This window comes from Streptomyces lusitanus, from assembly GCF_042647945.1.
Classification (GTDB): domain Bacteria; phylum Actinomycetota; class Actinomycetes; order Streptomycetales; family Streptomycetaceae; genus Streptomyces; species Streptomyces pseudogriseolus.
The window spans coordinates 1-17,480 of the sequence record NZ_JBHRWL010000032.1; the positions used below are offsets into that span (position 1 = coordinate 1).

Annotated in this window: 18 protein-coding genes; 10 read left to right on the plus strand and 8 right to left on the minus strand. The window is 68.8% G+C overall.

Annotated features, from left to right (window positions below):
- Positions 1 to 180: 180 nt before the first annotated feature.
- From ACFOSY_RS31685 to ACFOSY_RS31720, 8 genes are all read right to left on the minus strand, one after another.
- Positions 181 to 759, minus strand: a complete 579-nt coding sequence (locus tag ACFOSY_RS31685) for a DUF7178 family protein (protein WP_331735552.1) — start codon at positions 757 to 759, stop codon at positions 181 to 183.
- A 143-nt stretch (positions 760 to 902) separates the two neighbouring features.
- On the minus strand, positions 903 to 1,283 hold the full coding sequence (locus tag ACFOSY_RS31690) for a DUF3846 domain-containing protein (protein ID WP_394313608.1): 381 nt from the start codon (positions 1,281 to 1,283) through the stop codon (positions 903 to 905).
- Positions 1,284 to 1,900: 617 nt separating this feature from the next.
- On the minus strand, positions 1,901 to 2,911 hold the full coding sequence (locus tag ACFOSY_RS31695) for a hypothetical protein (protein WP_394313611.1): 1,011 nt from the start codon (positions 2,909 to 2,911) through the stop codon (positions 1,901 to 1,903).
- A gap of 182 nt (positions 2,912 to 3,093) precedes the next feature.
- Complete coding sequence (tpg, locus tag ACFOSY_RS31700; RefSeq protein ID WP_394313614.1) at positions 3,094 to 3,648, minus strand: telomere-protecting terminal protein Tpg; 555 nt, start codon at positions 3,646 to 3,648, stop codon at positions 3,094 to 3,096.
- Between the two features lie 146 nt (positions 3,649 to 3,794).
- Positions 3,795 to 5,189 carry a replicative DNA helicase gene (locus ACFOSY_RS31705; protein ID WP_394313616.1) on the minus strand — a complete coding sequence of 465 codons (1,395 nt, stop codon included), beginning with the start codon at positions 5,187 to 5,189 and terminating at the stop codon, positions 3,795 to 3,797.
- Positions 5,190 to 5,274: 85 nt separating this feature from the next.
- Positions 5,275 to 6,330, minus strand: a complete 1,056-nt coding sequence (locus tag ACFOSY_RS31710; RefSeq protein ID WP_394313619.1) for a hypothetical protein — start codon at positions 6,328 to 6,330, stop codon at positions 5,275 to 5,277.
- Between the two features lie 244 nt (positions 6,331 to 6,574).
- Positions 6,575 to 7,321, minus strand: a complete 747-nt coding sequence (locus tag ACFOSY_RS31715; protein WP_394313621.1) for a glycosyltransferase — start codon at positions 7,319 to 7,321, stop codon at positions 6,575 to 6,577.
- Positions 7,318 to 8,118 carry a GntR family transcriptional regulator gene (locus ACFOSY_RS31720; protein WP_394313624.1) on the minus strand — a complete coding sequence of 267 codons (801 nt, stop codon included), beginning with the start codon at positions 8,116 to 8,118 and terminating at the stop codon, positions 7,318 to 7,320. The genes ACFOSY_RS31715 and ACFOSY_RS31720 overlap by 4 nt, the downstream gene beginning before the upstream one ends.
- Positions 8,119 to 8,482: 364 nt before the next feature.
- On the opposite strand from ACFOSY_RS31720, the gene ACFOSY_RS31725 reads away from it, so the two are divergent.
- The 10 genes from ACFOSY_RS31725 to ACFOSY_RS31770 all read left to right on the plus strand — a co-directional run bounded on the left by ACFOSY_RS31725 (position 8,483) and on the right by ACFOSY_RS31770 (position 17,426).
- On the plus strand, positions 8,483 to 9,166 hold the full coding sequence (locus tag ACFOSY_RS31725; RefSeq protein WP_331735531.1) for a hypothetical protein: 684 nt from the start codon (positions 8,483 to 8,485) through the stop codon (positions 9,164 to 9,166).
- 154 nt (positions 9,167 to 9,320) lie between these two features.
- Positions 9,321 to 9,671 (plus strand): hypothetical protein, encoded by a 351-nt coding sequence (locus tag ACFOSY_RS31730; RefSeq protein ID WP_331735529.1) that lies wholly within the window; start codon positions 9,321 to 9,323, stop codon positions 9,669 to 9,671.
- 148 nt (positions 9,672 to 9,819) lie between these two features.
- Positions 9,820 to 10,203, plus strand: a complete 384-nt coding sequence (locus ACFOSY_RS31735; protein ID WP_394313628.1) for a hypothetical protein — start codon at positions 9,820 to 9,822, stop codon at positions 10,201 to 10,203.
- Positions 10,204 to 10,523: 320 nt separating this feature from the next.
- Positions 10,524 to 10,703, plus strand: a complete 180-nt coding sequence (locus ACFOSY_RS31740; protein WP_386058916.1) for a hypothetical protein — start codon at positions 10,524 to 10,526, stop codon at positions 10,701 to 10,703.
- Positions 10,704 to 10,975: 272 nt separating this feature from the next.
- Entirely contained in the window at positions 10,976 to 11,686 is a 711-nt protein-coding gene (locus ACFOSY_RS31745) for a hypothetical protein (RefSeq protein ID WP_394313631.1), read from the plus strand.
- A 21-nt stretch (positions 11,687 to 11,707) separates the two neighbouring features.
- Positions 11,708 to 12,814, plus strand: coding sequence for a hypothetical protein (locus ACFOSY_RS31750; RefSeq protein WP_394313633.1), 1,107 nt, complete (start codon positions 11,708 to 11,710; stop codon positions 12,812 to 12,814).
- A 255-nt stretch (positions 12,815 to 13,069) separates the two neighbouring features.
- Positions 13,070 to 14,692, plus strand: a complete 1,623-nt coding sequence (locus ACFOSY_RS31755; protein ID WP_394313637.1) for an FtsK/SpoIIIE domain-containing protein — start codon at positions 13,070 to 13,072, stop codon at positions 14,690 to 14,692.
- A gap of 87 nt (positions 14,693 to 14,779) precedes the next feature.
- The gene (locus tag ACFOSY_RS31760) at positions 14,780 to 15,880 is read left to right on the plus strand and encodes a bifunctional lytic transglycosylase/C40 family peptidase (protein WP_394313639.1); all 1,101 of its coding nucleotides are present in this window, start codon (positions 14,780 to 14,782) and stop codon (positions 15,878 to 15,880) included.
- Between the two features lie 3 nt (positions 15,881 to 15,883).
- Positions 15,884 to 16,156: a hypothetical protein gene (locus ACFOSY_RS31765; RefSeq protein ID WP_394313641.1), complete on the plus strand. Its 273-nt coding sequence runs from the start codon at positions 15,884 to 15,886 to the stop codon at positions 16,154 to 16,156.
- 4 nt (positions 16,157 to 16,160) lie between these two features.
- On the plus strand, positions 16,161 to 17,426 hold the full coding sequence (locus ACFOSY_RS31770; protein ID WP_394313644.1) for a hypothetical protein: 1,266 nt from the start codon (positions 16,161 to 16,163) through the stop codon (positions 17,424 to 17,426).
- Positions 17,427 to 17,480 lie beyond the last annotated feature (54 nt).

Sequence of the window (17,480 nt, forward strand, 5' to 3'; positions counted from 1 at the left end):
GCCCCGCTGCGCGGGTCGGCCAACGGGCCTACGGCCCGAGCGGCAAGGGGAAGGGGGTGGTCGGGGTCGCGTGACCCTGCATCAACTGATGCACCATGTAGCTTTGGCAGAACCGGGCCACCCCAGTGCTTCAAACTGTACCCCGAGACAAACTCTGGAACCAGACCGCACCCCCGATCCTTATCGGCTGCGCTCGATGTGGGCTACCCAGGTAACGGCCTGAACTTTACTGGGGACTTCTCCGATGTCCCGTGCTGCGGCACGGTAGCAGTCGGCAAGGAGATTGTAGCGGCCGACTGCTCCCAATCCTCGGTCCCGCTGGCCGTAGATCTCTCGTACTGCAATGTCGTGCGCGTGGCGGTCAATTACAACGGCGTCCGGGTTTTCCGGGTCGGCGATGCACACGTAAAAGGCTCCCGTTTTGAGGTGCATGGGCAGGACCTCGCTGGGGTCGGTGCCTTCCATGATTCGGTTGGCCTTGGTGATTGCGTCGCGGACATGTCCGCTCGCCCTTCCTTCGGCGAATGCCTTGCGGGCCAGCCTGCAATTCTCGGCCCATGATTTGTTGGCGGAGAGTGCGGCGAGGACGCCCGCGCCCTTGTGGGTTTCTCCTGCTGCGATTTCTGCGGCGAATTCGTGAGCCGTGGCGTACCACTGGAGGCCGCGTGCCTTCTGGTCGGCCGTGGCCGCGTGCCATTGGTCAATGATGGCTTTGGTGTAGGCGGCGCGCTGCTGCTCGGTGCACTTGACCGGGATCATGATTCCTTTGGTGGGGTGGGCGCGCGAAATGGGGTGGTGAGGAGCTGCCTCGATGGGCGCTCAACTCAGGTCGGCGGCGCGCGAAAGGAACTGGGAGGGGCGGAGTGGGAGGCTTGTATGAGCCTCCCACTGCCTTTGGTGCGTCAGTTGGTGCGCGGGTCGGGAATCGTCGGGGCGTCGATTCCAGCCAACTCCAAAAGGGCGTGGCAGTTGTCGAGGGTGAGTCCCTTGGTGTCGCCCCGGGCGTCGGGGCCGCCGGTGAATACGGCGGTGCCGTGGTAGGTCTGGTGAACGGGCGCGGTGAGGGCGTAGAGCTGAAGGGCCGGGAAGTTGACGGGGGAATTCTTGAGGATTCCTTCGTCGTCCAGCCACATGGAGACTTCAGACGAAAGGTCGACGACGGTGATGCTGGTGCAGTCGATTTCGCGGTTAAGAATGCTGAGGGTGTCGCCGGTACGGGGCCATTCGATGACCCGGAACGAGGCGTCAGGGTGGAGGACGAGCGCGAATGCTGCTGCGGGCATGGGTGTCCCCTTTCAGGGCGTGGTGATCTTGGTTGTTGGTCGACTGCCACTGCCGACCAACAAGAAAAGTGTACCGTGATTTAGGCACTGATCCAAGTGTTTTCGCAGGTCAAGGCGCTGGGGCGGCGGGCCGGGGCCCGGTCGACGCGCCGCCTATCCGCACCGCGCAGCGGTAAGGATCTGTCCGGTCCGGCCGTCGCAGACGGCGGGGCAGCGCGCAGCGTCTGCCCCGGTACCGGGCGGGCCGCCGGTAGGCCGCGCAGCGGGTCCGGCGAGGGTGGAAGACAGGGCGAGCGTGCGCAGCGCGCGGTCGGGGCGCGTAGCGGCCCGGCGGCCTGGCCCACCCGGGCGTGAGCGTGCGCAGCGCGCGGCCTGGGGTGCGCAGCACCCCGGGCACGCCCCCGGCGGCGCGGCGGGCGGGCCCCGGCCCGCCGCCCCAGCGAAGAGTCTTTCGGCCGGTGCGCCCGGCCGACGGCGCGCCGTGCTGCGCCCCGGTCTGCTGTGCGGTCGGGCTGCGCCCTGACGACGAGTCGGGCGACCGTCCCCGCAAGCGTGGCACGGCAAGGGCCCCCAGGGGCGTCCTGGGGGCCGCATAGGCGCGGACGGAGCGCGCGCCGTCAGTGCGTGCTGTCGAGCGCCGTGACGAGGTCGGCGGGAGCGGGGGTCGTGCCGGTGGCGAGGTGGCGGATCCCGTCGCCGGGCGGGGGCCATTCTGCGCCCCGGCCGAGCGGGTGCCGTCGGGAGGTCGCGGTGCGCCAGCCGTGCCGCTCGGACCACACCAGCGCGGGGGCCGGCGCGTCGGGGGCGTCTAGGACGAGCACGGCGACGCATTCGTCGTCCTCGGGGTGCTGAACGGCCGGCGGGGTGTCGGCGGTGGTCCAGCCGCGGGCGTGCAGAGCGCGGGTGACCTCGGCGAGGTAGGGGTGGGCCTGGCGGCCGCGCAGGACGGCTGCGGCCCGGATGCCCGCGCGGCGGGTCAGGCCGGCCGGGTAGCCGAGTTCGGCGGCGGCCTGCGCGGCGCTCGCCCCGCGCTGCTCCATCACGTCGGCCATTCGTTCCGCGCGCAGGGCTGTCAGCGCGGCCTGGGCGGTGTTGCGGTGCACGCCGAGGCGGGCGGTGACACCGGCCGCGGTGACGGTGGGGTCCTCGTCCAGGAGCTGCGCGACGCGCGCCGGGAGCTGGTCGCGGGGGACCTGGTCCCCGACGCCCGCAGGCCGGCCCCCGCCACCGGTGCCGGTACTGCGGCGGGGCGTGGGGGTGTGGTCACGCACGATGTGGCGGGGCCAGTGCTCGACTCCGCCCACGAGCACGGTGTGTTCGCTCACGGCCGGATCCTTCTTCCGGCGGTCCCATGCCTGCGGGTCCATTCCGCGTAGCGCGGCAGCCTCCTGGCGGTCCAGCAGGTCATCGTCATCGTCCGTCGTCGGCAGCGGCGGAACGGGACGCCCGGCAAGGTAGGCGTCGACCTGCTCTCCGTCGTAGAGCCGGGTGCGGCCCGCGCTCAGCGGAGCGGGGAACCCTTCGGCCTTGAGGCGGCCCGAGTTGATCAGGGTTTGCACGGCAATGCCCTGCTGCGCAGCGATGTCGGCGAGGGTGCGCACCAGGTGCCGGCGACCAGCGCGGATCATGGGTTCCTCCCACGGTCCGGCGAGCACCGGACCCGTCAAGAAAACGGTAACGAACTTCCCTACCGGTAGAGAGCGGCGGGTAGGATGCTGCCCGAGCACATGCCCTTCGGGCGGTGTCTTGGGGGTCGGCACCCGTGCCACCCGCCTTCGGGCGGACTGAGGGTGCCGACCACTTCATCGCGCTACAGGTCGATCTCCAGCTGCTCAATGTCGGTGAGTTCGACGTCCAGGCCGTGGGCGCGGCGCCCGCCGTCGCGGAAGTAGACCTCTCCGAGCGCTTCGGCCGCGAGGCCGCGCAGCTGCTGCTCGCTGGCACCGGCATCCTGGGCGTTGAACAGGCGGGCCGCATGCTGCGGAGGCAGGGCGAGGGTGATGTGCCGGATGCGGGCGTCATCGGTGGTGCCGGGAGCGGCGGTGAAACCGAACCGGGCGCGGACGTCGACGACAACGCCCGTGCTGGTGGCCGCTCGCTTGCGGGCCTCGGCACGCACCCGCGGCTGCCAACGCTGGCGTACCGCGTCGGCCAGGCGCTGGGCGAGGTCGGCGCGGGGCCGGCGGATCTGGTCTTTCACGTACCGCTCCACGGTGCGCTGCGAGACACCGAGCATTTCGGCTACGGCGCGGGTGCCCTTGAGCTGCTTGACCAGGTAACGCATCTGCGCCCCCGCGCTCTTGGGGATCGGGCGGGTGAACGCCTGCTGCACCGCCCGGTTCAGGCTGTCTCTCACGATGCCCATGCGGGGCTCTCCAATCATGATCGTCTATGCGGGCCACTGAGGGACGATCACGGCCGGGCCGGGGGGTTTACCCGACCGAGCCGTGATCGCGCCTTACAGCGGCACTCAGGGCGTCTCTGGCGTGTCTGGGAGGAGAGGAGGGCGGGTCAGGTGTGGGCCATGTCCACGAACCGGGAGTAGTGCAGCTGGCTGGCGACGGTCACGCAGGCGGTAGGCCCGAACCGGTTCTTCTCGATGACGAGGTCGACCTCGCCGGCGCGCGGGGATTCCTTGTCGTCCGCGTCGGGCCGCTCGACCTTGATCAGCACCGACGCGTCGCTCTTGATCGCCCGGGACTCGCGCACCATCCCGTCGTCGTTGAGCTGAGACAGGGCGATGACGTGGCAGCCGAGCTGGACGGACAGGTTCTTCAGGCCGCGTGAGACGGCGGCGACGGCCTGTTCGCGGGTGATGTTGCGAGATTGCTCGGTCTCGACCAGCTGCAGGTAGTCCACGACCAGAAGGCCGAGGCCTTCGGCGCGGGCGCAGGCACGGGCGGCGGATGCGATGTCGCCCAGGGATGCGCCGTCGGGCCGGTAGACCCGCAAGGGCAGCTTTTGGAACAGCTCCGGTCCCAAGGAGTGGATCTTCTCCCACTCCTCGGCCGTGAGGCCGCCCTTGTGGGTCAGGTGGTGCAGGGCGATCTGCCCCTCAGCGGCGGCGATCTTCTGCATCAGCTCGGTACTGCTCATCTCCAGCGACGAGAACAGCACCGTGGCGCCCGTCTTTGCAGCGGCCACGGCCATGTTCAGCGCGAGCGTGGACTTGCCCACCCCGGACTGGGCGGCCACCACGGTCACGTTGCCCGGCTGCATGCCGGAGGTGAGGGCGTCGAGGTCGGCGAACCCGTACGTCAGGCCGACCCGCTGCCCGTTCTGGATGTCTTCGGTCTCCGCAACAAAGTCGAGGTAGATGTCCCCGACCGCGGGCGGCGCCTCGTGCAGGCCCGAAGTACCGGCGACGATGTCGGTGAGCTGCTGCTCGACCAGGGCGCGCACCTCGTCCTCGTCGCCGGCCTCGCTGAAGGCGTACTCGAGGATGCGATTGGCCGACTCGATGACCGCGCGCCGGTAGGCCTTGGCACGGACGATCTCCGCATAGCGCGGGCCGTTGGCCGCGGTGGGCGCGGCCTCGATGCACACGTGCAGGTAGGAGGCACCGCCGGCACGGGCCAGTTCGCCGCGTTCGGTGAGTGCGTTGGCGACGGTGACCGGGTCGACGGCTTCGCCTGCCTGGTGCACGTCCAGGATGGCGCGGTGGATCACCTGGTGGGCGGGCCGGTAGTACTCCTCGGCGACGAGACCGGTGTCCAGGATCTCGCCGAAGAACCGGTAGGACGCGCTCTTCGGGCTGCCGGACAGCAGCAGCGATCCAAGGACTGCCTGTTCGGCCTGAAGGTCCTGCGGCGGCACGCGGGTGAACGCGGCCAGCTGCTTGCCCTCGCGTGCGTCGAGGTCGTCTTCGGGAGTGTCGTGGCTCTGGACAGGAAGGCTGGTAGACACTGGTGGGGTCTCCTGATCGAGTGTCGTGCTCAGGGGATTTCACGGGCCGCTCCCCTGCACGGGAGCGGCCCGTACTGCCATCTGGTCACACAGGCACGGTCAACGCGCACTCCACGCAGCCCCTGCGGTAGCGGGCCGGGTGCTTCGGGCACCGCTCAGCACCGGTGCCCTGACCGTGACTGGCACTGGTGCCGGTGATGATGGCGTAACGCGGAAGATCCCTGATCCGCGTCGGCACCAGCGACGACGGCCGTTTGAAGCCCTGCGGATCCCGCGTGACCTCCCGCGCCAGCAGCAGGTGGTCGACCTCGAAGATGGACGGCCAGCCCTGCTCAGCCATCGACCGCAACAGCATCGGCGCGTACTTACGGGCCGACGCCGCACCCATGTGATGCGGCGGACGTAGCTGCTGCAAGAACGACTCCGCCGCGTGAAGGTCCTTCGAGGCGAAGGCCTCCTCCCCCTCCTCCCGCTGTGACGGAAGCGACCCCTGCGGGTCAGTGAGGGGGTAGGGGGAGGAGGTAGTTACCTCCTCCGGGGGGTGTGGGGGGTGGACGCCGGATCGCGGGTTTTCCGCATTTCGGCTCTGACCAGGCGAAACGCGGGTTTCCGGATCGCGGGTTTTCCGCGATCCGGCTCCGGATCGCGGGTTTTCCGCATTCCGGCTCTGACCAGGCGAAACGCGGGTTTCCCGCGATCCGGGGGGCTGGGAATCGCGGGAAACCCGCACTTCGCCGCTGACCTGCTGCGATGCTGCGATGCCGAGATCGACGTACTGCTCGTTGTTCGCGGGGTTCCGGTAGACCCGGGTCACCCAGGTAGGGCGCTGCGTGGTGTCGTCGTAGACCGAGACGCGGGCGAGGTGGCCGGCCTTCGTCAGGCGTGCCTGGATGGCGTTGTAGCGGTCCTTGCCCATCTTCCAGCCCTGCGCCTGGAGGTCCCGCCGAATGGCCTCCATGGTCGACGGCAGGCGAGGGTCCCGCAGTAGCAGTTCTGCCAGGACGCCGATGTCTTCGGGCTGCAAGCCCGGCGTGCGCACCAGCTCACGACGCAGCACGACTTCCTCAGGCGGCTCCCAGCCGCGCTCGAGGTAGCTGGCGCCGAGGTCGTCAGGCGACGGCGGACGGTGTGGGGTGTGCAACGGTGGTACATCTCCCCAGGTAGGGGAGCCGTGACCGACGGGTGTGACCAAGCAAGGAACCCGGAGTAGTGGCGGTGCGCATTCGATGGCGCATACTCTGGGTACAGGTGACCACGAGGGCCGGAAAGCCCACGGGCATCACCCCGGCGAGGTCACCTCACCGGACACGACTCGGACTTTGGTAGGTGGCGAGTCGACTTGGGAAGCGGTCCTGTTGTGGCGACAGGACCGCTTCTGTTTTGAGTTATGGGTAGCGGACGATACCTTCCAGAGCCTCCGCACGAGCCTGGATGATGCGCATGCGGGCCTCCCACTCCTCCCCTGTGCCGTGGTCCGGGTGCATGGTGCTCTGGGCCTCGTGCTTCCGGTAGTGGAGACCGACCTCGGGCAGGAACCAGCCTTGCGACAGGACGGACAAGGCTGTCAGCAGGCCGGTGTCTTCCGAGGCCGGCAGCGCCATCCAGCCGCCGAGGAAGGTTACAAGGTCGCGTCGCGCGCACAGGGTGGCTGGGTGCACTTGAGGCCGGCGATGTTCCCGCCAGTGTGAAAGGACAGCACCCTTAGGGATGACTCCGGGAGTAGGGTCACCCTCGAAGCCGAGCAGAGAACCGTCCGGCAGACGGTCGAGGACTCGACTCGTGGTCCACCCCACTGCGGCTTCGGATTCGAGAACAGCGATGTCCCGAGCGAGCACGCCCGCTGCTAGTTCATCGTCTGCGTCGAGGACCTTGACCAGGTCCCCTGTCGACCGGGCGAAGGCCATAGTGCGCGTCACTGCTGGACCTCCCTTACGGGAGGCTCCCAGGCGTACTCGCGGATCACTGGGGTCGGGCAACGAGTCCTTGGCCGCCACGTGGGCCCCGTCCTCCTGGATGCACCACTCCCAGGACCATCCGCTCGGCATCACCTGGGCAGTCAGCGAGCCATAGGCTGCGGCGAGATACGGCAGTGCCCCCTCGTGCACTGCCGTCAGCACAGAGATTGTCTTCACGACGTCGGCCACCTCTTCAGAGGGATGCGGTAAAGGAATTCGACCCGGTCTCCCGGCAGGATGACCTCGGAGAACTCGATCAAGTCCCCGTCCAGGGTGTAACTCGCCTTGTGCAACACGAGGATCGAAGTGCCTGGAGGCAGGTCCAGGGCCGTCGTTTCCTGGGCTGTGGGTGGTCGTGCGCTGATGGTGTCTGTGATCTCGCCCAACTCGACTCCGACAGTAGCCAGTTGATGCATAGTGCCGCCTGGCCAGGGCTCGCGGCCGCTGTCCAGCAGTTCTGGGTTCTTGGCGGCCACGCTGTACGGAATCCAGGAGTCGACGAGGCTCACCGGCGCCGTGTCGTCGCGGGAGCTTGTCCGGTAGTGCCGATGCAGCATTTGTGCGTCCGGGGAGACCCCGAACCGCGCGGCGATCTCCGGGGGCGCCTTGCGTACCTGGTAGCTCGCATGGAAGGCAAGCTGCGGGGTACGCAGGCCGGTTTCCTGTTCCGTGACGCCCGTCTTCCGTCGCTCATCCTCAGGAAGCAGCGCGCGGTCTTTCTCCCACTGGTAGCGGCTTTGGGACTGCCGCACGATCCGTCGCCGCTGTCGCCGGACATACGTGCCGCGGCCACGCACAATCCGCACCAGGCCCTCGTTCTCAAGGGCCCGATACGCGGCCTGCACGGTAGTCGTGGATCCTCTGCCCTGGGCCGTCAGATCTCGGATCTGCGGGAGGGCATCGCCCTCGCGCAGATCGCCGGACCGGATCTGATGTGCGAACTCATCCGCGAGTTGCCTCCACTTCGGGGCCACAGCGCCCTCCTCTCTCGTAGTCGGCTTCGGCGACCTTGTAACTCCCAGATTAGACCACAGCGACTCGCAGTTCCGGAACTGTTGACGTGTGACCTGACTCCATGTCATGGTCTTCCTCGGCAGTTCCGGAACAGCGGATGTGTGTGGCTCTGTTCCAGAACCTGTCACCGATCAACTTCTTCATACGTCTGGCTGTCCGTGGCTTACACGCCTGGCCGGGGTGACGAACCACGAGGTCCCCCGAGAACAGCAGCCAGTTGTGCGACCCGCAGCCGTTGCGCTGCCCGCCCACCGCAGACCGCCCGCTTTCTAACCGGCGGGGCTGTGGAGGGCGGAGAACGCAACAGCAAGGGAGACAACGCTCATGCGCCACAACGGACGCGCCCCTATCCTGGCCAGCCAGATGCGGCCCGAGCACCTCAGCCTCCGAGAGGGCGAGCCCCGCCTCGCGGTCTGCCCGGACTGCGAGACCTGGCACCGCCTCAAGCGGGGGATGATCCACCCCCACCGCGACGGCAGCCCCGTCGAGCGGACCGAGCGCCGCTACTACGGGGACAAGCCCGCCGGCGGCCGCCGCTGCCCCGGCAGTGCCCAGCGCATCACCATCGACATCACCCCCGAAGAGTGGGCCGAGAAGCTGCTCGCCGCCGACAGCACGGCGACCGGCCGCCGCTCCGCCCGCCAGCACCACAAGCCGGTCCTAGCTCCGGCCGCCCCGCTCGCCCGCATCCACGCGGACGTCACCCCGGCGACGGCTCGCCGCGCCTACCTCGCCCACACCGAGGAGTGCGTGCCCTGCGGTACTGGCGAGCACTGCGCGCACGGAGGCGCCCTCGCACAGCGCTACGTTCGCGTACTCCGCGAAGAACCCGCTCGTCGCCAGGCCCGCAAGAAGATGGCACCGGATGCCCGCAGGGCGCAGTGGGCCAAGCACGGAGGCGCGGACGTGGAGACGGCGAACAACCAGAACCGCCCGCGTCCCCACGGCACGGTCTCTGACTACCGCGGCCCGCAGGTCCCCACCACGCCGCTGCGCATCAACGCCTGACACAGCAGCCTGCGCTGCCCGTCGGCCACCGCCCCGCCCTCGCGGCCGGGCAGGCGGCCGGCGGAGTGCGCAGGACGCACTCATGCGACGACCCCCAGGGATTGCAGCCCTGGGGGTCTTGTCGCAGGTCACCCTTTCGGAGAGGACGACCCACATGCCCAGCATCGCATCCATGCACACCGCTGCGTCTCCCGAGCACGAGGGACGGAAGGAAACCCCGGCGACCGGACGACCGCACCCGCACTACAGCGACGTCGCCGAGCAGATCGGCCCCCGCTTCCCCGGCGCGATCTACCAGAACATCGACGGGCGTTTCGAGGTCCTGTCCCTGGTCACCGACCCCGCCGACGCGGCGCAGCTGCTGCGCCGCGACAGTGCCCGGTGGGCGGTCATCGTCCGCGACACCCTGCGCCCGGACGGCCAGCCGTTCGCTGTCGGCTCGGTGTGGACGACGTCGGACTACCTGATCCGCCCGGCCAGGACCGCCTACGCGTCCGCAGCCTGACGGCCCGCCACGGTCCCCCTCCCACCCGCCAGAGCGTTAAGGGGTGGGAGCAGGGCCGTGGCTGGCCGTCCGGCCAGTCACAAGGTGACAGCCCCGGAAGGTCAGAGCTCCGGGGCTGTCCGGTCAACGGAACGGATAGGAGATCCCCTTGACCACAGCGATCATGACACGACCTGCGGCCCGCACGACAGAGACCGCGGCCAACCCGGAATACGCCTGCGACCAGTGCGGCACCTTCCACACCGGCCCCTGCGCCACGGCGGCCCACCGCCAGCTCGGTGACCTCCTGGCCCGCATGGTCCGCGAGACCGATGCCCTCGTCCCGGCCGAGCGCCGGGCGCGGCGCACGCTTCAGGAGATGATGCCCGGCTACGAGCGGCAGCCGGTGCTCACTCTGCACCGGCCGGCGATGGCAGATGACGCCTGCCCGCTGTGCGGGCGGTGGAACTGCACGGGCAGCGACTGCCCGCCCGGTGTGGCACCCGCGCCGAGCACCACGGTCCGGGACGGGCGTAAGGCGGTGACCGCATGATCACCCGCCTCACCGAAGAGGAGAAGAAGAAGCTCTCCGAGAAGGTCCGCGAGGTCAACAAGCGGTCGGAGCAGCGGCCCCGCTAAGCGGTCGGAGCAGCGGCCCCGCTGACGAAACGGACCGGATGCCTCACCTCATACACGCGGCCCGAGCGGCGCAGCACCGCGCTGCCCGGGCCGCCCTCGCTCTCGGCCCCGGCCATCCCCTCGCCCGCCTGCTGCTGGCCGCCGCTGCCGCGACTGCCGCAGCGGCATGGGAGGCGGGATACCGCGTCGCCGACCTCCACCCCACCCGCCGGCACCACGAGAGACGGACAACCCGTGCCTGACGACCTGTACCAGCGCTACCAGGCAGCCGCCCGCGCCCACCAGGCGCACACCACCAGCTGCCCCCACTGCACCGACACCGCCCGCTGCCCCGAAGGCACGCGGCTGTGGTCGGCGTTCGAGCGACTGCAAGACGCCTACCTCGACCGCCAGCGCACCAAGCACACCCGCTGAGCCACCTGGCCCAGCCGACATCGCCACCTCTGTCGGTTGCCTCCCACGCCCGTCCCGGCCCGCCCCTGGCGGCGGTCGGTACGGGCGCGGCGAGGGGAGCCGGACAGCCGCGCTCCGTCTGCCTGCTGGAGGCCCTTGTGTCCCACACGATCCCGTTACGCGCGCCCCTGGACGAGTCCGGGCTGCCGCGCAAGGAACGGACCGCCCCGACGGACGGTCCCGCCGCACCGCGTTCGAGCACTCACGCCCCTGCGCCTCGTCAAGGAGACGCCATGCCCGACACGTTCTCGGTCCCGTTTCAGCAGGTCCTCGACCGCATCACCCCGCACCTGCCGCCGTACCTGCGGAAGATCGAACCGGTCCACGGCCGGGTGCGCTTCGAATTCGCGCCGTTCACCGGCCACGAGAAGCAGCCCGTCAAGCCGCAGTCGTACTACGACGACCCGCAGCTGAACTACGTGCCCGAGTCTGAGGATCAGGCTGAGCACCGCATCCGGACGATCGCGCGGGACGTCCTGGACGACCTGTACCAGCAGGCGAGCAAGCGCTGGCAGGACGCCGCCTACGTCGCCGAACTCCGCCGGGTCGTGCGTGACGCCCCGGAGCGCTGGCGGGCGTACGAGCGCGAAGCGAAGGCCCTGGAAGCGGCCTACGCCTACCTGCGCACCGCTGAGGCGGGCCGGGAATGGCCGGCCGCCATCTCCCGCCTCGTCGACGCGCAGGACCGCACCCGCGCCGCCGCCGATCGGTTCGACGAGCGCGCTGCCCACATCGCCAACGCCCAGTACCGGCACCTGTACGCCGACCTGGGCCACACCCAGGCGCTCACCGAGGCGGGCTACCCCGAGGCCAAGGACTGGCACGTCGGTGACGGCTTCGGCGGCTACTTCCGCGACGGGCTCACCGCCAAGGTCGACCGCCTCATCGAGGAGCAGGAGCAGCACCTGGCCAAGGTCCGCCGCCTGTCCGGCACTGCCCACTGATCACGAGAAAGGAAGCGAGACATGAGCAAGACCATGAGCGTGAGGCCGTCCCCGCGCGGGACGGTGCTCACCATCCTGGGCGTCATCACGCTGGGCGTGGCCATCCTGTCGGTGGCCGTCTCCTACGACATCCTCGAGCCCCGGTTCGGCGCCTGGGCGGTGCCCACCGTGGGTGCCCTGGACGCCCTGTGGGTGGTCTTCCAGGCCACGGAGGTGCTGGCCGGCAACAACCGGTCCCGCGCCCGCCGGGTCCAGTACGCCGGCCTCGCGCTGACGCTGGTCAACGCGGCCATCCCCACGGCCGAGCTGGTCATGTCCCGGACCGACGGTTTCGACCTGGCCGTCGTCCTGACTCCCATCGCCATCGTCGCCACCAAGCTCGCCTGGTGGCTGGCTCTCCCCTCGCTGGGGCGGAAGACGTCGCCCGAGACCCTTCAGGGGATCGCCAGCAAGCGCCAGCAGGTTGCGGACCAGCTGGAAGTGATGGAGGCCGAAGCCGCCCACCGCATCGAGCTGCTGGACGTGGCCAAGGACCTCCAGAAGCGCGTCGCCGAGGCCGAGACCGCCTACCGCAAGGCCGTCCTGGAGGCGCAGAAGCGGATGACGGAGGAGCTGCACGAGACGGCGGAGGCGACCGCGGCGACCATCGCGGAGAAGCCGCTGCCCGCCTCGGTCGCCGCCATTGCCCTGCCGGAGCTGGGGCAGTGGACGCCGGCCGCCCCCGCCCTGCCCGTGATGCCGGACCGTGACGCCACCGGCACGCCCGCCATCGGGCGGGACGCCAGCGGCACGCAGGTCAACGCAGGCGCGGGCCGCGAGGCGGCACGCCGGGCGGGGCACACCGTCACGCTCGACGAGCTGGCGGCTGTGGCGGGTGTGCCGGTTCCCGAGCCGGGCGTGCCGCTGACCGACGACCAGATCGGCGTCGTGCTGCGGCACCTGCGCTACTCCGACGACCCGCCCCTGTCCTACCGCAAGGCCCGTGCCGACTACCGCACCGCCGGCTTCGTCGGCAGCGAGGAGCGCGTGCGCCACGTATGGGGCTCCCTCCTCGCCGCCGAGGACGGCGAGGAGATGTCCGAGGAGGCCGAGGAGTCGGAGGACGAGGACGCCGACGCGGCCACCTGAGAGAGGGCGTCTGCCCCGTTTCGTCCGGCACCACCAGTGAGGGCCAGCCCGCCTGTGCGGGCTGGCCCTTGCTGCGACTGCCGGAAGCAGAACCTGCGGTCGACCAGCGCAGACCCGGCGAGTGACCCAGCGAGCAGCCTCTCGGTTGCAGACCTGAGGGAGCAGACCCGGCGAGCGCTGTAACCAAGTCCCTGGAAATCGAATGCGCGTGTGGCTATGGTCACCCGCTGTCATGATCAGACGAAGGAGAGGGGTGTGGGAAGAAAGAAGAACGCGCAGGTCAGCGACGACCTGGCCGGGCAGACGGCGGGCGCTATCGGTGTCCTCGCCATCGCGTTCGGCGCCCTTGCCGCCATCAAGGACAAGCTCGGTCTGTCCTGGCCTGCCACTGTGCTGCTCACCGCAGGAGCTCTGGTCGCGCTCGGCTACGGCGCCTGGCGGCTCCGGACGTTCGTCCAGCAGCGCTGGGCACGCGAACCGCAGGCCGCGCAGGCCGCAAAGCAGGAGACGGCCGTCAGTCTGCTGGAGGGGCCGGAGACGGAAGCCGAACGGGCTCCCGCACACCCGGAGCTGACGGCGGCGCTCACCACGGCCGGCGTCATCGGCCGGGAGCAGGTCATCCGGGCCGACGAGGCCACCGTCACCGACATGCCGACCGGCACGCTCTACGACTTCCTGGTCCCCAAGGGGCGCACCTACGAGGACGTAGAGAAACGGCTCGGCACCGTGGCCGGCATGTTCGGCGTCACCCGCCTCCATCTGACGATGGAGCGCAGCCGGGACAACGAACGCCGCGTGAAGCTTCTCAAGCTCCACGAGCCGCCGTTCACCACGCCGTTCCCGGCCCCAACCCGGCAGGAGATCGAGACGTTCGCCGGGGTGCCGCTTGGTCACGACGTCACCGGCCAGCTCCACGGTGTGCCCACGTTCGACAAGGCGTCACTGCTGGTCGCCGGAATGACACAGATGGGCAAAACCACGCTGATCAACGGGCTTATTACCTGCCTTCTGATCGCGTACGGCGAATTCGACCTGTACTTGCTCGACGGGAAGTTCTGCGGGCTTACCAGGTTCGAGCCGATCGCCACCCGCTACGAGTCGTCCGACGATCCGGCCGTCTTCTGGGACATGGTCCGTGAGCTGAACGGCCTCTCGGACAGTCGGTACGGACAAATCAAGGAAGCCATCCGTGACCGGAAGCCAGTACCAAAGTTCAGGCCGGTCTTTTTCATCGTGGATGAGGCGGCTGACTTCTTCGCGTCTGGCGGCACGAACGAAGAAAGGGACCAGGCCAAGCAGATCGCCAATGACACACGACAGCTGGTTTCCAAGTCTCTGGAATCCGGGATCTCGACGGTACTCATGACGCAACGCCCGTCTGTGAATGCAATTCCTGTCGAGGTCAGGGATCAGTTCCTCTACCGAATGTGTCTGTACGTGGCATCCCAGGGAACTGCCAAAGTTGCTCTCGGTGACACATACTTCGAGACGATCGCCCCTATCAACCCGGCACTCCTGGACCCGGACATCAAGGGGCAGGCAGTCCTGTTTGCCAATGGGCGATCCACCCTCATCCGAGGGTTCAACTTCGAGGACAAGTTCATCTGGGACGTGGTGGACGAAAAATCCACCAAGCTCCTGGAGAAAATCCCGGAAGAAACCCCTCTCCGACAGGCTATAGAGCTGATGCGGAGCAAGGGTGTGGACTTCATGACCACGCCGGACATGGCGCCCGCCCTCGGAATCCTGGAAGACGATCCGGTAAAGCGCGGAAAGAAGCTCAATGAGCTTCTGGGCGGCCCGCGCACCTACAAGGGCTCGCAGGGCCGCGGCTACCGCCTGGAGGACCTGCTCGCCTTCGCAAGGGCCGATTCGTGACCGCCACACCACACCGCCAGGGCACCGCCACAGCACCGCCATAGACCGCCATGCCACCGCCATCCGTGGCGGACCCATGGTGGACCCATGGCGGTCCCCGGCGGTCGCCTGGCGGTGCCCTGGCGGACCGTCATGGCGGTTGTGACCTGCGAAAAGCCATCATTCGCTCAACAGGGAGGGGGAAAGCCCTTGAAGGGCTCCACAGCGGCCATCGTCGGGGCTGGAGCGACCGCGGCTGTCATCGTGGCCGCGCTCGTCCAGGCCGCCGGCGACGACCCGGTGGTGGGCGCGGCGCTCAGCATGTCCGTGCCCGCCGAGTACAAGAGCCTGATCGAGGAGGCAGGAAACACCTGCCCCGAGGTCAGTCCAAACCTGCTCGCCGCCCTGCTCACACAGGAATCGGGTTTCAACCCGAGAGCAAAGAGCCCCGTCGGCGCGCAGGGCATCGCCCAATTCATGCCGTCCACGTGGGAAACCCACGGAATCGACGGCAACGGCGACGGACGGCGTGACGTCTGGGATCCCGAGGACGCGATCCCGTCATCCGCCAAGTACCTCTGCACCATCGCCCAAGACGTCAAGAACGTACCCGGGAACAAGCAGAGCAACATGCTCGCCGCCTACAACGCAGGCAGCGGCGCAGTACAGAAATACGGGGGTGTTCCCCCGTACAAGGAAACACAGAACTACGTTCGATCCATCACCGCGCTCGCCAACCAGCACCAAGGCGGCGGGAGAGTGGCAGACACCGGGCAGGCGGCAACCGCGATCAACGCGGCACAGCAGATGCTGGGAACCCCGTACTCGTGGGGCGGAGGGAACGCGAACGGCCCCAGCACGGGCGTGTGCTGCTCCCCCGGCGGCCAGAACGGAAAAGCCGTCACCGGTTTCGACTGCTCCGGTCTCACGCTGTACGCCTACGCGCAGGCGGGTATCTCCCTGCCTCGCACGGCAGCCCAGCAATACGCAGCATCCCAGCCGGTAAAGCCGGGCCAGGTACGCCCCGGAGACCTTGTCTTCTACGGCACCAGCGCGACGAACATTCACCACGTCGGCATTTACGTCGGAAATGGATGGATGATCGACGCCCCCCGGCCCGGCACCAGAGTCCGCTATTCCCCCATGGACACGATGCGCGACCTGTTCGCCGTCGGCCGACCCACCTCGAACAACAACAAGGAGATCTGATCCATGCGCAAGGTCATCCTCGCCAAGCCCGTCGACATGTCCGAGGGTTTCAAGGACTTCTTCGACACCATCGGCCTCACCGGCGGCGGCCTGGTCACCAAGGGCATCGCCGCCGTCATCGCCGTCATCGCCGTGCGGATGCTGCTCCAGCTCTCCAACGACCCCAAGGGCGCCCTCCGCAAGGGATCGATGGCCGTCGGCACGCTCTTCGTCGCCGTCATCCTCGCCCTGTACGGCGACACCCTCTTCTCGACCGTGACCGAAGCCAAGGGCTGATCACATGCCGTTCCGAGCAGACGAAGACCCGTGCGACGCCCTCAAAGGCACGCCGGGCTACGAGTACTGCGTCAGGGACGACTCCGGCGGCGGCCCACCCGATGGGGGCGGGCCGCCCGCCCCCGGCGGGAGCCAGGGCATCACCGACGGAGCCGTCACCAACACCCGGGACCTCGCCGAAAGCCTCATCCGGAAGCTGGAAGGGCTGCTGGCACCCAAGAACACCTGGGCCCCGGAGAAGGCAGACGACTGGGTCTACCAACAGTTCCTGTGGCTGGGCCAGCACCTGGCCATCGCCATCTTCATCTGCGTCGTCGTCGTGTGTGCCCTGACCGCCTGGCAGGGCGCACCCCGTCTCAAGCAGATGGGTGCCTCGACCGGATGGACGCTCGCCGCCGTCGCCGGCATGGCAGCGATCCCCGGCGCCGTCATGGCGCTCAACGAGGCCGTCAGCGCCGCGTTCCGCACCATGTTCAGCAGCAGCGAATCGACCCTCCTGGGCACGATCGCCAAGGACATGGATGACGCAGCCGATGCGAACAACCCACTGTCGGTCCTGCTGATTCTCGCTGCGCTGGTCGTTGCACTGGCCTTCGCAACGCTGGTGTTCATGGCCCGCAACCTCGGCATTCTGCTGTTCGTGTGCATGGCGCCCGTGGTGCTGGCATCGCTGGCCCGTGGAGGCGACACCTCCGCAGTCATGGCCTGGGCACAGCGCCTGCTGGGGCTCATGCTCGCCCCGATGGCACTGCTGCTGCTCAGCCCCTTCGTGAAGATGACGGAGGGAGCGCTCGTAATGGACGCCCTCCTGCTGGTCATCGCGGACGCTCTGATGCTGCGCATGATCTTCCACGGTGTGCCGTACTTCGGGCCCCGGCTGGCCCGTGGTGCCCGGGAGCTGGTGGAACGCCGGACCTCGAGCCCGCTGGCCCACGCGGTCGTGCGGGCCGGTGCACCGGACGTCTACGAGCAGGAGACGACACCGCGCGGACCGCGCACCGTGGACACCCCGCGCCGCGCCATGGCGCAGGACCGAGGTGTGCTGTTCGCCGCCTACGGGATCACGCAGAAGGAGCGGCCAGCACGGCTGACGACCGCGTCTGCCTCGCAGAAGATCACGCATGATGCGGCCCGTACGGCGCAGCTCAGGCAGGCACGCAGGGAGGCGACCGCAGCTGCTCAGCCGACGGCTGGCGGGCCTGCGGCACGCCCGCAGCGGACGCCCGCCACCCACCCGCAGCCGGCACCCAACCAGCCGAGCAATCCGTAAACCCTGTCCGGCCCCGGTGCCCACCCGCTCCGCCCCACTGGGGTGGCGGGCGAG

Bases quoted from the DNA above. Each gene is read 5' to 3' on its own strand.
- ACFOSY_RS31730 (WP_331735529.1), top strand. From the start codon at position 9,321: ATGCCCAGCATCGCATCCATGCACACCGCTGCGTCTCCCGAGCACGAG.
- ACFOSY_RS31745 (WP_394313631.1), top strand. From the start codon at position 10,976: ATGCCCGACACGTTCTCGGTCCCGTTTCAGCAGGTCCTCGACCGCATC.
- ACFOSY_RS31760 (WP_394313639.1), top strand. From the start codon at position 14,780: ATGGCGGTCCCCGGCGGTCGCCTGGCGGTGCCCTGGCGGACCGTCATG.
- ACFOSY_RS31725 (WP_331735531.1), top strand. From the start codon at position 8,483: ATGCGCCACAACGGACGCGCCCCTATCCTGGCCAGCCAGATGCGGCCC.
- ACFOSY_RS31750 (WP_394313633.1), top strand. From the start codon at position 11,708: ATGAGCAAGACCATGAGCGTGAGGCCGTCCCCGCGCGGGACGGTGCTC.
- ACFOSY_RS31690 (WP_394313608.1), bottom strand. From the start codon at position 1,283: ATGCCCGCAGCAGCATTCGCGCTCGTCCTCCACCCTGACGCCTCGTTC.
- ACFOSY_RS31765 (WP_394313641.1), top strand. From the start codon at position 15,884: ATGCGCAAGGTCATCCTCGCCAAGCCCGTCGACATGTCCGAGGGTTTC.
- ACFOSY_RS31770 (WP_394313644.1), top strand. From the start codon at position 16,161: ATGCCGTTCCGAGCAGACGAAGACCCGTGCGACGCCCTCAAAGGCACG.
- ACFOSY_RS31685 (WP_331735552.1), bottom strand. From the start codon at position 759: ATGATCCCGGTCAAGTGCACCGAGCAGCAGCGCGCCGCCTACACCAAA.
- tpg (WP_394313614.1), bottom strand. From the start codon at position 3,648: ATGGGCATCGTGAGAGACAGCCTGAACCGGGCGGTGCAGCAGGCGTTC.
- ACFOSY_RS31695 (WP_394313611.1), bottom strand. From the start codon at position 2,911: ATGATCCGCGCTGGTCGCCGGCACCTGGTGCGCACCCTCGCCGACATC.